The 18,494-nt window shown below is 36.9% G+C and carries 3 protein-coding genes; all 3 read right to left on the reverse strand.

Translation table 11 applies throughout. The features are described from left to right. Positions 1–23: 23 nt before the first annotated feature. The 3 genes from IE051_RS02680 to IE051_RS02690 all read right to left on the reverse strand — a co-directional run bounded on the left by IE051_RS02680 (position 24) and on the right by IE051_RS02690 (position 18,389). On the reverse strand, positions 24–13,916 hold the full coding sequence (locus IE051_RS02680; protein ID WP_189359220.1) for a T9SS type B sorting domain-containing protein: 13,893 nt from the start codon (positions 13,914–13,916) through the stop codon (positions 24–26). A gap of 467 nt (positions 13,917–14,383) precedes the next feature. Next, positions 14,384–16,942, reverse strand: a complete 2,559-nt coding sequence (locus tag IE051_RS02685) for a PorP/SprF family type IX secretion system membrane protein (RefSeq protein ID WP_189359221.1) — start codon at positions 16,940–16,942, stop codon at positions 14,384–14,386. 4 nt (positions 16,943–16,946) lie between these two features. After that, entirely contained in the window at positions 16,947–18,389 is a 1,443-nt protein-coding gene (locus IE051_RS02690) for a T9SS type B sorting domain-containing protein (RefSeq protein WP_189359222.1), read from the reverse strand. Between the last annotated feature and the right edge of the window lie 105 nt (positions 18,390–18,494).

Here is an 18,494-nt window from a genome sequence, read left to right on the forward strand (position 1 = left end):
TAATTTTTAATGGCTTACCCTGCTTATCTATACAATGTAAAATGTCCAACAAACTCACGGTCATCCTTAGCATCATTCAGTTTAAGAATATACCAATAATCTCCTGAGGGTAATCTATTACCATTATAGTTCCCATCCCATGTCTCGTTTACATGCAATAGGGTAATTTGGCGGCCATATCTATCAAAAACTCTCACCGTTAAATCGGTATATTGAGTGGTACATCCGGGGCCCCATTCATCCAGCGTTCTGTCGCCGTTTGGTGTAAAATAATTAGGTATACATACATCAATGTATTCAAAATATTGTGTTACCGAGGAAACACATCCTTTAGCATCGGTTACCTCTACGGTATAATCACCTGAAGCATAGATAAAAAACTTATTTTCATTTCCATAGTCTTCACCATTAAGGGTGTAGTTATAAGGCTCAACGCCTCCAGAAACAGTGGTTACTATTTGATTTAATTGCCCTTCTCCTATACTTACAGCCAAAGGTTCAATAAAATCTATAATAAACGGTGCACTTTGTTTCTCACAACCATTGGTGTGTCTAGCTGTTATAAAATGATCTGTCCCTGCTGGAACATCTATAAAGACATTACTTGCTTGGAACGGGCCGCCATCTAATGAATAATCTACTTGTGTAATATCAGTAATACTGTCATCAATAGAAACCGTAATTGTATTAGTTGATATATTACTGGTACAACCATAGTCAACTGAAACTTGTGGATTTAATAAAACGGATTCTGGCAATGAAATATTCCATTCCGATTCACATCCTGCACCATCACGAACATATACCACATGGTCTCCACCACTCAAATTATCAAAATCAAATTGAGTTTGTGTCGCACCACCAATAGTATAAGTACCTTCAATATCATCTATACTATAACTGTAAGGTAACGTCCCTCCGGTTAATGTCACACTAAAGCCAGCATCAAGATCTCCTGAGCATAACTCTGGTACAATTGAATTTGGTACAATACTCAACACAACTGGTGTGGGTTCATCAATTTCAAAATCAAGAACAACAAAACAACCTAATTCATCTTGAACAACCACTTGATAAGTACCGACTGATAAATCTTCAAAAATTGGGGATTCAAAAAACTGATTCAATTGTGGAGAAATCGCATACTTTATAAGTCCAGTACCTCCTGTCGCCACTATTTCCAATACACCATCACGTCCTCCAGCGCAGGACACATCTGTTGTACTAAATGTTGTTTGTAACGCTAAGGCAGGTTCCGCAATAATTTCTTGACCAGAGATAACCTCACAATCATTTCCACTACGCACCATCACTTGATAGGTTCCAGCCGGTAAATCTGTAAATACACCTGGACTATTTTGCGTTGGCATTGGATTAATATCTCTGCCTGCTCCATCTTGTAGTGTATAAATATAATTACCTAATCCTCCCTGAGCTTTTGCCACTATAATACCTGTGTTTCCACCAGTACAATTTATAAAGGCATTTGTGACATCCATTTGCACAACAAGTGGTGGTAAAGGCTCTATAGCTATTTCATTTGATATACCAGAAGCACAGCCATTAGCGTCTCTGACATAATATTTATAGATACCTGAAGTGCCTTGAGGAAAATCTAATGTTACTTGAGCTGCAAAACCGCCTAATATCGAAGAGAAGTCCTCGTTATCACTATATTCATATGGACCTGTTCCTCCAGAAGCACTCAATGTTATTGAAGATCCAGTAGTACATGTCTCATTTGTAGATTGTACCAATAATGCACTAACTGTACTAGGTTCAGTAATTTCAACCTCAGCAGTAGTAAAGGCACAGCCGTATCCATCTTGAATGCTAACACTATATGTTCCAGCCCCTAACCCAGTAAAGATTGGTGATGTTTGTGGCCCGGAAGCTGTTACTACAGGGGTAAGTCTATTAAGAATAAAGGTATAATTGCGTCCTTGACCTCCACTAATATTAGTCACCTCAATACTAGAATTTGCATCACCAAAACATAAAACTGGAGACAAGGTTGTATCAATTAGACCAGAAATTGGTACAGGGTTTTCTAGCGACACATTAATACTCGCACTACAGCCTTTACTATCTCTAACACGCACCGTATAATCACCGGCTAGTAATCCAGAGAAATCAGATGCAGTACTAAAAGGTGACAGCACTCCTGATGTTGTTGATTCCAATTGAAATTCATAACCACCAGGCCATCCACCAGAAGCAATCGCTGAAATTAATCCATCATTAAAACTGTTAGAACAACTAATTTCTGTATGATTCTCTGAAATACTTAAGGCTTCTACAGGCCTAGAAATTGTAAAGTTTTTACTAATTGAGCAAAATGGTGTATTTGTCAAACTTGCCGTTAAAGTATAAGTCCCTGAAGGCAAACCAGAAACATTCATTGGTCCTGCATTCAGTGTAGTACCTGATGAAACTATATTGTTTTGAGCATTTACAATTGTATAATCAAATGGTCCTGATTCATCTGATGGTATTGGTGTTCTATCAATAAAAGTAAAATCAATACTACCATCTGAGTCATTAAAACAAGTCACGTCTATTACATTATCAATAGTGATATCAAATGTATTCGGATCATTTACATAATGTACGGTTTGTAACATACATCCTGTATCCAAATTTTCAACTGCAATCGTATAATCACCAATTGCCAATCCAATAAATTGTCCAGTTGTATTGACTTGACTCGGACTCATTCCATCTGTGCGTTCCAAAGTATATTCTAAAGATGGTATCCCGCCTATAGCAGTCACTAAAACACTAATATCTTGATTCTGGTTACAAGTGATGTCATTATCAATAACTACTTGTAAAGCTTCTAATTCAATATATGGTTGAATTTCTGCTGTTGTAATTCCAATACAACCATTATCATCATACACATTAATGGTATAAGTACCTCCTAACAAATCCGTCTCGGTAAATGTATTACTCGAAGTTCTTTGAACAACAGTGCCACCTTTCAAGAACTCATAAATGGTATAATTTGAACTTCCTCCAATCACAGCATCAACCGTAATACTGGCAAAATTTCTTGCATTAGATTCCGGAGCACACCTATATTCAACTACTGTAGGTAATGCCATCGTAATTTCATCGGGTTCAATGACTGTTTCAGATTGCGTTAAAACACAGTTTCTTCCAGAATATACACTAATATTATAGGTCCCTGCAATTAATCCCGAAAACACATTTGATGTCTGCGTCGTTAATCCTCCATCAAGACTATACTTGTAAACAGGATTATTATTAGCGGCTGGCAGGTTAACTGTTATAGTACCATCATTACCTCCATAACAAGTTACTGCAGTAGGTACCGTAGTGAATGTAACAGGACTGGCGGGAACTATTGTAACTGAAAACGCCGTAGTACATAAGGTTACGGTATCTTCAATGGTAACGATATGTGTTCCAGCTGGTAAATTAGAAATTATATTTCCAGATATTGTTGCTCCCGTTGTATTTACTGAATAGGTATAAGACCCAGATCCTCCGGCGCCTTCTATTGTAATTTCTCCATCACTATTGGCACAAGAAGGATACCCTGAAATTCGAGGTGATACATCTAATTCTGGATATACTGTAACTACGCTTGTACTTGTTGCTGTACAACCATTGCCATCACCTACTGTTACAAAATAGTTACCTGGTTCAGTAACACTAAATGTTGGACTGGTTTGAAAACCATTACCAATAGAATAGCTAAATGGTCCAACACCACTAACACCTGTAACCGTAAAATTGAATGGGGCTCCAGAAGCGTTACATTGATCAACCGTAATTGCAGGAATACTAAAACTTGGTAAAGCATCTCTACTAATAACAACATCTATTGATTCTATACATCCATTTGAATCGCGCACATAAACATCCCAATTGGTATTTAATAAATCATCAAGAACAGCACTAGCATTTGGCGTATAATCAGCTGAATTGGGAGTAACACCATCTTGAACAAAAGCGTATTCAAAATTAGGTGTGCCTCCAGAAGCTTCAACAGTTACTCGCGCACCAAAATTACAAGAGGCATTTATATTCTCAATTTCTGTCAATGCTAAGGCATCTGGTTCATCAATCGTTACTATAAAAGAAGCCGTACAGCCTGTAACCTCATCAGTTACTACTATACTTTGATCTCCTGCAGCTGCTCCCGTAACCAAAATAAATGGTAAACTATACCCCGTAACCGGTGTACCGCCATTTATAACATAACTATATGTTGACGTATAATTACTAACTCTAAATCCAACGGCGCCATTTGAATCGGCATTACAACTTACATTATTTGCCAACTGACCACGCACAGCAATATTCGTCACAGGGGCAACAGTATAAGATTCTGTATAATAACATCCATTTCCATCGGTCACTTTGAATATGTAGGTATCAGGTGTTAATCCTGTGTAAATACCTGAGCTATTACCAGAAGTGTTGCCTGTTGCACTTGCAGGTGCTATTATTTCATAGGCCAATGGAGCAACGCCTCCTAAAACACTCGTTATTTCAACATCTGTAGTGGTGTTAATACAGGTTATTGCATTACTAGAAAACTCTAAATCTGTAGGAGGATCAAATTTTGATATGGTCACTACACCGTCATAAGTACAACCATTTGCATCTTGAATACCATAGGCAATGGTTTGATCTGAACCGTTATCATAGACCACAAAAGTATTACTAGCAACGTATGCAGAACCATCAATGCTATAAGAATATGGCGCTGTTCCTGTAGTTGGTAAATCAATAGTTATTGTAGCGCCTTCTGATGTATTTGCCGCATTACAAGTAAAAGGTGTTGCACTTGCGGCGGTAACTAATATTGAAGGTTCTGTAATTTCAATCTGGGTAGCCGCTGAAATTACAGATTCACATCCCTTACTATCTCTAACAATAATATCATAAGTTCCCCCAGGTAAATCATTAAATATGTTTGAATTTTGAAAGTCCACTCCTGTTCCATCATCAATGCCATACTCAAACGGACCAATACCAGCAGTTGCTGTTATCACAATACGTCCATTATCATCACCATTACAAGTTACATGAGTATGTGTTTCAGTAAACGTTGGGATTTCAGTGGGTTCAACAATCACTGCCGCAGACTCTGCTTGACACATTTGAGCATCTGAAACCCTAAATTGATAATTACCTGCAGTGCTTGTGGTATATGGCAGGCTTATGCCCAAGTATGGGTTTCCGTCTATACTAACCTCATAAGTATACGTGCCATCTCCACCATTTGTAGTAAATGTGAATTCAGCTGGATTTATAATACAATCTAATGCTGTTGCAGTAACGTCTAAAGATAAAGGCGGTTCCACAATATGCGTATAAGGCGTTGTATTGGTACACCCATTACCGTCTTTAATAGTAACTGAATAACTACCAGCCGTTGCTAATGTAAAATTAGGACTCTCTTGAAAAGCACCTCCAATACTATAGGTAAGTGGTGCAACTCCTGTACCTCCTGTAATTTCAATATCAAATCCTGAACCATCAAAACAAGTGCTTGTTTCTGTGATTCCTGTGAAGTTTGGCTCTTGGTCTAAATCAATAGTTACATCCACATCTTGAATACAACCATAGGCATCTTTAACATAAACAGTATACTCCTGTGCCGTGCCTTCAAAAGTATTTGCACTAATCCAACCTGCATCAGTTGCTAATGGGGCCGCATCTGTTTCCAGTAAAAATTGATATTCATAAGGCGCAGTTCCATCTTTGGCCACAGCCGAAATCACTCCTAATTCACTACAGTTTTGGTTTCTTGTAGCTGAAGCGGTAAGGTTTAAATCAACAGCAGATTCTGAAATATTAAATGGAATTGTTGCTATTCCACATCCTTTAAAGGGACCTGAATCTTCTTCTATAACAACCACATAATTACCGAAATCTAATGGACCTAAATTACTAACCGAAAACGTATTGTTGGCTGGCACAATACCAGTTCCAGAAATTGCTGTAGGTGTAACCGGGGCAAGTGATTGGGCATCAAAAACTTGATATATAATATTAGTATCAACGTTATAAACACTAGTTACGTCAAAACTCACATGACCATCTGAATTTCCTCTACAAGTAATATCTTGCGATATTAATCCCGAAATACTAAGCGTTGAATTGGTCTCAATAGGTGTTGTTGCCGTTTCATAATAATAACATTTCGTATCGGCATCGTATACAATAAACGTATATAAAACATCTGGTAACAGGTTGGTAAAGGTTGTTGATACTGGAGTCCCTGCTCCTAATTGCCATGCTGGACTGCCATCATAAACCATCCCGCTTCCAGTGTATATAGCGAAATAAAATGGCCCAGCTCCAGTAATACTCGAAGACGCTCCAATTCTAACTTCAGCTTCACCTCCATTGGCACAATCAACTGTTGTGGCAATTTCAATATCTAAATCGTCAGGTGGCGAAGCTACCTTTATATTCTGTTCTAACAAAGTACAGCCATTAGCATCAGTAACTATAATCTCATATAAACCAAAATTCACGACCTCGAATATCTGAGTACCCCCTGTTTGGTTCAAAATTTCATTGCTATAATTAACACCAGTAACATGATACGTATAATTAGGAGTCCCTCCGGTAACCGAATTAATAATTATTTCACCTAAAGAAACACCACCCGGTCCACAGGTAATAGGCGTAACATCAAAATCTAAAGTTATTGGGTTTGGCTCACCAATAGTAATTGCTTCTGATGCTGTACACCCTTTAGCATCAGTTACGGTAACGGTATAACTACCTGCATCTAAACCAGAAGTTTGCGTACCATAATCCCTACTTTCTGTATCATTAAACACATTAATAACAAAAGGCGCTAAACCTTTTGTGGTATCAATTGTCACTTCAATCTCGGCAGTTTCTTCACCATGACATAAAATGGATTGTACTAAAACAGGATTTACTGAGAACTCTGGATTTATTGTATTAGTTACCGCAATTGTATTCGTTTCCTGAATACAACCATTAGCATCCGTAATTTCAAATTGATAGATTCCAGCTACAGCGGTATCAAAAGTAAAATTTGATCCTGTTATACTTGTTGAAGGGCCATAAACGCCCAAATCAACTTTCACTTTATAAGTATAGGGCGCATTCCCTCCAGAAACTCCAACATCTATAATGGCATCTTCATTTCCTATTAAACAAGTAATATCCTTGGTTAAGACTGCACTCGTAGTTAATGGTTCATAAATCTCTATGGGATTTGAACTATCAGCAATACAGCCATTAGCATCTTGAATTCGCACAGTATAGGATCCAGGCGTATTTACAACAAAGGTCGGACTTGATTGATATGAAGACCCTCCATTAATGCTATAAGATAATGGTGCAATACCCGTTCCTACTGCGGTAAATGAAAAACCATCTGAAACATTACATTGGTCTAAAGATACGGCAGGCACTGTTACTGTTGGTTCATCATCTAATACGATAGCGAGTCTTGTAAAACCAACACAATTATTTGAATCAATGACATAAACACCCCAGTCTAAATCTGTACCGCCATTAGTATCTACAGTAACTATATTACCATTATTATTATTATTACCAAATCCTGGTACTGGATCCCCAAATTGAACTGCTACATATCGGTAACCCGGTGTCCCACCAGATGCTGTTATCGTGATTTCAGAATTATCTTCATTACAATGTACATTTGTTGCCACCGCACTAGTGATTACAACCGGACTTGTTGGTTCGGTTACCGTCACTGTTTCTGTATACGTACATCCTGTAGCATCATCAGTCACTACAAAGGTTTGAACACCCGCAGGTAAACCCGTAAATAGTAAACGTGGGTTTGATTGTCCAGAAACTAACGGTCCTCCATTAAAACTATAACTGTAAGTTGTTGTAAAACGATCAACCCTTACGCCTATAGCTCCATTTGATCTTCCATTACATTTCACATGATTGGCTACCTGTGCTGTGGCTACTATTTCTGTAACCGGGTTTATGGTCATAGATTTTGTAAAATAACAACCATTAGCATCGGTCACTTTAAAAAGATACGTTCCTGCAGTTAAACCTGTAAACACATTTGAAGTTTGTTTCGAAACTATGATTGGTGATGGTTCAATAGTTTCAAACTCTAAAAGTCCCGCTCCATTTGTTGCGATTACATTTACAGTTGAGGTATTATTATCACAGGTAATAGCCGAAGCGTCAAAAACTAAATCTGAAGGAGGATTAAGAAAATCAATGGTAATATCTTGGGCTATCGTTGTACAACCTTGGGCATCTTGTACAACATAAGAAAATAATTGATTGGTTCCATCATCATTAACCGTTAAAGTATTGGACGCAGTGAAGGAAGCCCCACCATCAAAACTATATCTGTATGGTGCCGTTCCAGTTGTTGGAACCTCTATGGTAATAAGCCCTGCTTGACTGCCATTTGAAGCATCACAACTAAAATCTGTCACAGTAGCGTTTGAAGTCAATATAGAAGGCTCAGTCAATGTTATTGAACCGGCACTTGAAATACACGCTTTGGAATCTCTAACTTGATAGGAATAATTAATACCTGCACTTAGCCCTGTATATAAGGAAGTTGCATTAAAAACGCTGCCATTAAAACTATATTCATACGGTCCGGTGCCTCCAGAAGGGATAATCTGTACAGATCCATTAGCCGATCCATTACAACTCGGATTTAAAGTATCAACAGTTGCCGTTGGTAATTCTATAGGGCTGACCGTAATAACATTTGAAAAGCTTTCACAAGAGTTTACATCAGTAACTCTAAATGTATATGTCCCCGCTGTTGCCGCAGTATAACTAAATGATGTGCCTGTGTTACCTAAATCAACATAAGCTCCTGAATTTATTGAAACCGAATAGGTATATCCTAAACTATCATCTGGATAGCCATTGGAAATAGCACCCGTAATTATAGCCTCTGGTGAAAGCGTACAATCTAATTCTTTTATTAAAACAGTATTTACTCCAACCGGCAGTGCTATAGATTCCGCTGGTGATGTAAATACACATCCATTGGTGTCTCTAACGCCTATTGTATACGTTCCCGGTGTTAAATTTGAAAACACAGGGCTTTCTTGAAAGGCGCCTCCATTAATGTTATATTGATATGGTGCTAGACCATCTGTAGCTTCTACTTCTAATGTGGCGCCATCTAACGCATTATAGCAATAATCTAAATTAATAATACTTGCCGATGGTGGCGTTGGGTCTACTAATACTAATGGCGTTGTTTGGGTACAGTTATTTGCATCTGTTACACGAATAATATAATCACCTACGCCAATATTAGTTAAAACGCCACTTGAAGGAAAATTGGCCACTAAATTAAAAGCCGTATCCAATAATTCATATCCATATGCCGGAGTACCCCCTGCTGCATTAGCACGAACCTCTGCCCCCTTAAGACAGGTTATTGGCGTTGCCGTAGCTGTTACAGTTAACACTTCTGGCGCCATAATACTTTGACTAAAACTGAAATTACACGCCGTAGCTATAGCGTCATAACGAACCCCAATATTATACGTGCCCACATCTAATCCTGTAATAGTGTGTGGTGAATTATTAGCCGTAATCCAAGTAGAACCACCTAAAGAATATTGAAAGCCATTGTTTGCATCAAAATTTTCTGCTACAACTGTTATAGTGCCATCTGCAGCACCTTCGCAGCTAACATTAGTTGCGCTCATAATTCCTGGTGAAAATGCTTTACCAGATTCAATGTTTATTGGAAAATCTCTTTGCGTAGTGCATGCTGTAGGCAATTGAAAAACTTGGATATCATCAACAGCAAAATCTATACCATCAGTTTGTGACACTTCTAGTCTTAAAACAAAATCAAGCGTTGTATTGTTACCCGGATTAATCGTTCTATTATATTCTACCCATCCGTTTGTTTTTGGTATTCCTCCTGTGGACTCTGAAGATAATGGCGTACCATTGGTATCTTGAAGTTCTACAGTAAGTGATGCATCAGGCTGAGTATTACCTAACTTTAATAAATTTGTGGCATAAAAACGTACTTGAATGGGCTGATTTGGAATTATATCTCCAATTGTTTTCCTATATAAAACGGCATTATTAGGTATTACACTTCCAGCATCTACTGCCAAATATCTGCCTTGTGCACTTCCTGAAGTATGATCGATTGGATTATGCCAACCTTCATAAATATTACCTTTGAGTCTATTCGTAACCGTATACTCGCCATTACCTAAACGTTCATCTCCATTACATTTGGTAGCCTCTACTTGACGTTCAAAACAAAATGCAGAATTAATACCTGGAGAACTAACATCAGGACCAGAACCAAAATCTTCAAATAATAAATTACTATAGCTAGGTACAGTTTGTAACTCATACTTCACACTAATTATATGGTCACCATTAGGAACATCCAGAAAAACTGTAGGATCTGTTGTATTTGGGTTTTCTACATTATCAAGTAAATAGGTGTAAAGAAATGCATCACCTCCTGAATTTGTAATCGTGACTGTTGAATTTCCAGAGCCATCACAATTAAAATCAGGATCTGATATAGCAATAGTTGGGGCTATTGGTTCTTGGTCAATGGTAACATCTGTCATTGGGAACACACAACTATTGGAGTCTCTAACATATAAAGTATATGTTCCTGGAGCTAAAAATGCTTCGTTTGTTGTTGTCCATGACCCTTGACTATCAAAACTATATTCATAAGGTGGGACACCGCCTTGCGGATTAGTTATACGCACAGCACCTTCTCCAGAAGGTCCACAACCTGCCAATTGCGATACGCCAGCTGAGGCTGTTACTGCTACTGGTGGTTCTGATACCGCTACAACCTTAGATGTACTAATACATTGAGTAGTATTTAGGGTATATCGAATCAATGCTTGATACGTTCCCGAAGCAAGATTTGAAAAAGTAGGATTGGATGTATAAGTTACTCCATTGTCTATACTATATTCAATGGAATAACCATTAGCATTAGAAACGTTAAATTCTAACTGGCCTGAACTACTTCCATAGCACAAAATATCGGTCTCAACAATATCAAAAGCAGGCTCTGCTATTTGATTAATTGTTATAGATGTTTGAGCAGAACAGTTATTAGAATCAAATACTTCTATATTAAAAGTTCCAGATGCCGTAACAGGAATTACTGGCGAATTTTGAAAAACAGTTGTACTATTTACATAATAGAAATATGGCGCTGTTCCTCCTACTGGATAAATGGTAATTTCCCCATCTTCACATGTCAAAGGTCTTGTTATCCCTGAAGTTGCCTCTAAATTGGCTGGTTCGATAATCTCAATATTCTCACGAAATATACAACTATCATCAGTTGATATATCTATGGTATATAATCCTGGATTTAAATTTGAAAAAGTATAATCCGATTGATCGGTAAGCCCTGAACTATTTACTAGAGTGCCGCTAAGCGAGATAGAATAATTGTATTGAGGCAAACCATCGTTAACCGCGACTGATATAGTTCCTTTATCTCCAAAACATTGTGGTTGTATAACATTGGGTGTAATAGAAATATCTCTTAGTCTTACATACGCACTTGGCGTTTCAAAAACACATGGATTACTATCAACACCTAATTGTCTTAAATAAATCGTATAATATCCCGGTGAGCTCACTGCAAATACGTTCGATGGCTGGTAAGGTCCCAATGGATCTAAACTATATTCGTAATCGGTTGGCACACCTCCTGCTGTAACTTGTCCTTGGGTATTACATATAATATCTTTAGCGGATATGGTTGGTGCTAAGAGATTCGCATAAACGTTAAAATAATAAATACTAAAACATCCTCCCAGATAGTTTATTACGATTCTGAATTGACCGGAGGTATCCGACACATAATTTGGTCCAGTGGCAATTTGATTCCAAACACAACTAGAATTCTCATTAGCACAATCATCCACACCAACAGCAGAACAACTTGATTCATCTAATTTTTCCCAAATAATAGATACTGCATCTGCTATTCCTGTATTAATTGATCGCGTAGCATTTACACCACATAAATATATATCCGGTAATGATTTTCCGTCATTCGGACATATATTAACTTCATCGGCAAAAGGAATAATAGGGTTGGTTAGTGTACTACCGTATGGTATCACACTAATTTCCTCATTAATTGAAGTACAAGTTGATAATGTTGTATTCGTTACGTAATATGTTCCTAAATTTGAAGCCGTATAAGTTTGATCCGTTCCAACTACAGGGGTTCCTGTTGGGCTTGTAGACCAAGAATAACTATCATAGCCGTCTGCAGCTACTAATTCTACACTAGATCCACATAAAACTTGATCTCTTTGATAATTACAGTTTTCAATATCGATTAAAAAATTAGTTGAACCTGGAATACCAAAACATACCGTTGTTGCAAAACTTCCCTCATCTACTACTAATGTATTATTGATTACTCCACTGTAAGAAGCAAAGGCCTGATTAGTAATCTCATTTGAACAAGCCTGACTTAAGTCATAACAATCTGATACTACCTGTGTTGCAAGCCTTATCACATATTTTGGATCGCCAATTTCTACTGAACTGTTAGGAATATTAAATATCAGTGTTCTTGTTGCATCATCATAAGATTGAAGAGTGGCACCCCCGGCATTACTTAAATCAATATCTGTATCTGGATCAAAAAATATATTATCAGGCAACACATCTTTCAATGTGAAATTAATTACATTGTCATTTCCAACACTTTCATAAGTTATTTCATAAAACAAACGCTGTCCTAGCACAACATCAGCACCGTCTATTTCGGCACCCGTATCATCCGTAACTATTTTAGTTAGCACAATGTCTGGCGCTATCACATCGACTGCAAATGAATTTAAAAAAGTAAAAATCGGATCTGCTTGCCCTCTTGCCACTTGCAATGTAAATCCTGATGTTGTATCACCATTTCCTACATATTCTGGCTCTGCATTTTTAATTTCTAAAAAGCCTGTATCATAACCCAAAGTATTAGCACTATAAGGGTTTCTTGGATGTGCTACACCATCCGAGTTTTCAATAACCGATCCAAAGAATTTGTTTGCTGGTCTAAATGATGATGTAACACTCTTTCCATCAATTTCCATTTTGGTAGCACGCTTGGTTCTGTCTCCATCTAAAGCCGCATAAGCCATTTGAATGTCAATTGAGCCCGAAGGTGGTGTGTTAAAACCAGAAATAGGAATTGTCTCGGTGTGAGAATCATAAATATGACTAAAGCCATCAAAAACAGTGAATGATTTAGTATTCAAATTAGGGTTCTCATAAATCATGACCAGCGTCCAACCTGCTGCCAATCCTGTAGAAAAGTTGGAACCAAGACTTGAGGTAACATTTGCTAATGTATATGTACCTTCTAAATCACTTAAACCGGATAGCAAGTTACTGACATCGGCATAACAAACATAAGGAGTATTGTCAGGTTCTCCTGAAAAAGATGGAATTGGATCCACAATGGCATCATAAACTACTTCACCAACCACATTATTATAGCTCGTACTATTAGGTAATTTAAATTTAACTTGATTTATGGACGAACGATCTCCACTCTGTAAAATGGCACTCCAATACAATCCAGCATAAACCGCTCGGTAACATGTAGTTGAACTTCCATCAGGTTGATCTGGTAAAACAACATCTGCACTACTTGAACTAAATGTAGTGCCGTCGCTATCAATATCAATATACTGCATTGATATGTCTTGATTATCCCTACTCAAATCATTAAAAGGAGCATTATCTTGTCCTAAGATATTATTCCCAATAACAACCATATTTCCCTTTAATTCTATGTTTTTTCTAATAGAAAATGGCTTATAGTTTTGTGCGATTCCTGAAATAGAAAATAAAGAGAACAGTATAACAAACTGCAAAGTAGATCTATTCATATTGGTTAGTTTTGGCTTTTCTCTTTTATTTAGGGTGTAAAAAGAAATATTAACCGTTAACGCTTTTTAATAAAACCAAATTTAACGTAAGATTAAGACTTCAATATTTCGCACTTAAACCGATTTTATTGTTATTTAACGGCATAAATATCGGGAATTATTTCGAAGTAGGAACAAAATTTACTACAAAATATGCATTTTATCGGTATTTTATTTTATTTCACCGTAAAATTTATTGAATATTGAATTTAAAACAGTTATCACGTGTAGATTATAAACTAGCCATGATGATGTACATCAAAGAAGACCGTAAAATCCTGATTAATTATATTGCCCTTTTGCTATAAGCGTATTTTTTACCCATAAACTATATAAAGAAATGAGCCTTCTCGTTTCATGAATTTTGAATTGAATAAATTTTACATAAAAATTTAAAATAAGCTATGGTACGCAATCTGCGTGCCTTTCTAATTCTCAATTTTCACCATTGACATATTTCCATTAAAAGGTTTAGTCCCTTTTGACTTCATAGCATTTTGAGCCTGATTTATACTAGCATGTTTTTCAGAATAAATATAATATTTACTAGTATTTACGTCATAGAAGAAGTTAATGTTACTTTCTCCAGCTGCAACAGCTTTTGTCAAAAATTCATCTCTCTTATTTAAATCTGTATGGACGGCAACTACCAAATAATAACCTTTCTCAATTTTTTTCACATCCTTAAGAATTTGAATATTACTCAGTTTTTCACCATAATCAAAATCTTTAGGTTCAAGAACCTTGGTACTCAAAGGCGTATTATTCCTAATTCGTTCAAGCGTTGATCTGTCCTTTTCATACCTGTCATCCTCATTATCATAAAGTGCACGTTTTATTCTGCGTTTCTTTTCTACTTTTATGTCTTCTTTTAATTGTTTGATTTGCATAAGTGAACTCTGTCTTAATCTTATGGCCTTCACCTGTTCAGATTTTAAATCCTTAATTTTTTGCTTATAATATCTATTCGTACGATCCTCTTCATTTGGAACCTCGGCTAAACGCTCTTTATATATATTATCTAAGCGTCTAATATTATCATTTTGAGATTGAATAACCTTATCAATTTCTTCGGTTAATTCTTCTAATTCTCTGTTCTCAGCACTAACACTCTTAAATGGTTTTGGAGCCTTTACTATACCCTGCTCACTCAAATCATTTTCCTCAATTAAATCATCAAGGTCCTGTTGTTTGTCATTAACCTTTTCTGTTAGTTTTGACAATAGCTCTTGTTGTGCTTTATTGGATTCTATTGCCCCTCGAGTAATCTCATTCATTAAAACCGTAGCTTCATCGGTAGGAACTACAGGCGCTTCAATTTCCTCATTCTCCACCAAAGCCTGCGCCTCTTGTTCGGCTTTCAAGCGATTAGCTTCAGCTAAGGCTATGGCTTCTTGTTCTGCTTTAAGTTTAGCAGCTTTCTCTGCCTCTAACCTATTGGCTTCTGCTAAAGCCTGTGCTTCTTGTTCAGCTTTCAAACGATTGGCTTCAGCTAAGGCTATAGCGTCTTGTTCTGCCTTAATTCTAGCAGCTTCCTCTGCCTTTAACCTATTAACTTCAGCTAAAGCCTGCGCTTCTTGTTCTGCTTTCAAACGATTGGCTTCTGCTAAGGCTACAGCGTCTTGTTCCACCTTAATTCTAGCAGCTTTCTCTGCCTCTAACCTATTGGCTTCTGCTAAAGCCTGTGCTTCTTGTTCTGCTTTCAAACGATTCGCTTCAGCTAAGGCTATGGTTTCTTGTTCTGCCTTAAGTTTAGCAGCTTTCTCTGCTTCTAACCTATTGGTTTCAGCTAAAGCCTGCGCCTCTTGTTCTGCTTTCAAACGATTAGCTTCTTCTAAAGCTATAGCGTCTTGTTCTGCTTTACTATTATCTACATCCTGCTTTGTTTTTTCTTCTGTTTCTTTTTCCTCTGCTAATAAGGCGGCCGTAGCAATTGTAGCTTGCTGTTTTTGAGCATTAGCACCACTCTTCCTTGGGTCCGGTTTTGAAGACGTTCTGCTACGAGATACTCTACTTCTTCTCTTTTCTTGTATGATTAAGGCTTGCTCATCGTCATCACCGTTATAGTAATATCTAGTATTGTTTTTAAATTTATAAGCCAGGGTAATTTCATGTGAATTTCCTAACACGGACAAATCACCTAATGATTTTTCATAATTATACTCTATGGCAATTTGAGAACTGATATTTAGACCAGCCCCAACGGACATTCCATACAATGTGTTATAGCCTACTTGAGCCCATATACCTTTTGGAACCGTTACCATCATGAGTCCAGATATGACAGTCTGTTCTTGTTTAAATTCAGAACGAATCAATCCTGAAAACTTACTTTCATCAAAAAAACCGCGACTATCAAAATAACCCGTATACATAGCATGAACTTGAATACCTTGTTCTGGATTATCCTCTATCATATTTGAATTGGTGATATTAAAGGCCACAAGATTATTTATGGAGAGTCCAAAATCAAAAAAACCCATCCCGTAATTTATTCCAGGGTTAATAGTTACTATCAAATTAGATGGTATATTATCTAAAGCAGGATCAGAAAAATTTGTAACCACCTTGCCTTGATTTAAGCCGCTATTATAAACCCCTAAATTCATACCAAAGGTTAAGTTACTTTCTCTACTTAAACCAACATTATATGCGAAGTTTGCTACCCCACCAAAAGTAGTAAGGACCCCATAATTTTGTTGAAAAAGGCTTAAACCGCCTCCAATGTTTTCTTCAAATCTACCGGCATAACCAAATAAGTAGGTTTGCGGTGCATTATCAAATTGAGTATTTTCTCGTTTATTTGTGAAACTAATGTATTTATTTTGCTCTCTAACGAGACTGAAGGCTGGATTGATTATGTGCCTATTAAATTTTAATGAATTTCTTACAGGAATATTATAGGATACAACGCCGCCTTCGTCTTGCGAAAAGACCTGTAAACTTAAACCAAGTATTAAAACAATATGTAGGATTTTAATTTTCATACTATTATTTAAACACTGTTATAGTTCCTTTTAAAGTTTGGCCATTTTCAGTAGTAAGGACATAATAAAAAAGAGGATTCACACTTTTAAAATCTAAATCACTCTCGGGCCAATTATTTAAGTAGTCATTGGTTCTAAGCGCAATCTTACCATTCGAACTAATAATAAGAACTTCAGTATTTGAACCACTACCATAAACTTTTGGGATTATCCAAGTATCGTTGATACCGTCACCATTTGGACTTATAATGTTTGGAATTTCGGCAACATCAGGAAAAGGCGTACTAATTCTAAAGACTAATTCAGTAGTGGATAAACATCCTTCTGTTTGTGCCACACTCACCTTATACTCACCAATCTCACTAGCAGTATAACTGTTACTAGTAGCTCCGGCAATTATAATATTATTCAAATACCATGTGAATTCAGGATTATTGGCTGTTGTCTCTACTTCTACAAACAAGCTTTCTCCATCATTTATTAGATTATCCTCCAAAACATTTAAACTGCTTTCAAAACCACTAGTGTCTAAATCGATAGTTGCACTAGTAGCACAACTTCCTAAGTCAATGTTTACCGAGTAGGTTCCAGATTCATTAGTTTCATAAGTTTGTTTGGTAGCTCCTGAGATTTCCTCACCATCTTTAAACCATTGATAACTATTACCATTAGTAGTGCGAAGAATTGTTGGACCATCATTAATACAGTAAGGGTTTCCTAAACTTGATGTAATACTACTTGATCCTGTCCCTGACGCAATTTCTGAAACGGTAACACGATTTGAAAATGAATTAGAAGTACAAGTACCATAGTTAGTTTCCACAAAATAGGTACCAGAACTGATCACAGACAAACTTGGACCTTCTGCCACAAAATCGGCAGTTGTTGGACTTGTTTCTCTAAACCATTTAAAAGTTAAAGAAGGATATTGAAGCGGTGAATCATTATCTGGTGCCCCTGGATTATCTATAGTTAATAAATAACTGCCACCAGAACAATAGGATGCTGTACCTATTAAATTATTAATTGAAAACGGTGTATCCTGAAGTTTGTAATACGCAGGAAACGCATTTGAACTCGTACTTGTTGCTGCTGGAGCGGTGCTTTTTATTCTTAATTTATAAGCTTCACCAGATATGTCTGTAGGCACAGCAAAGGTTAATGTAGCAGGTGAAGAAGTCACACTTCCAGCCTCAGAGGTAAAAATGACTTCTGGATCTGAAAAACTGCCTGCATTGTCTGATAATTCTATTATGAATTGATTGGTTGAGCTCAATAATTCTTCTGGCGAAAATGAAAATCTTACATTATAGGTGTTAAAAGATGGACTCGCACATGCTTGAGTAAACTCAAGATTTGGTTTACCTATCACCACTTGTCCATTAGCAAAGTGCGCTACAAACAAGACAAAAAATACGATAATATGTGATTTTAAAAATAGCCTCATTTAACAGTGTTTTTCCAATCAGCGGGAAGAATTCAGTAAAGCAGTACAATAGTAATTGCTTATAATAGATATAAACAATTAAACACATACCTTAAAAAGGTATCC

The sequence above is a fragment of the Algibacter mikhailovii genome (assembly GCF_014651495.1).
Lineage (GTDB): Bacteria > Bacteroidota > Bacteroidia > Flavobacteriales > Flavobacteriaceae > Algibacter_E > Algibacter_E mikhailovii.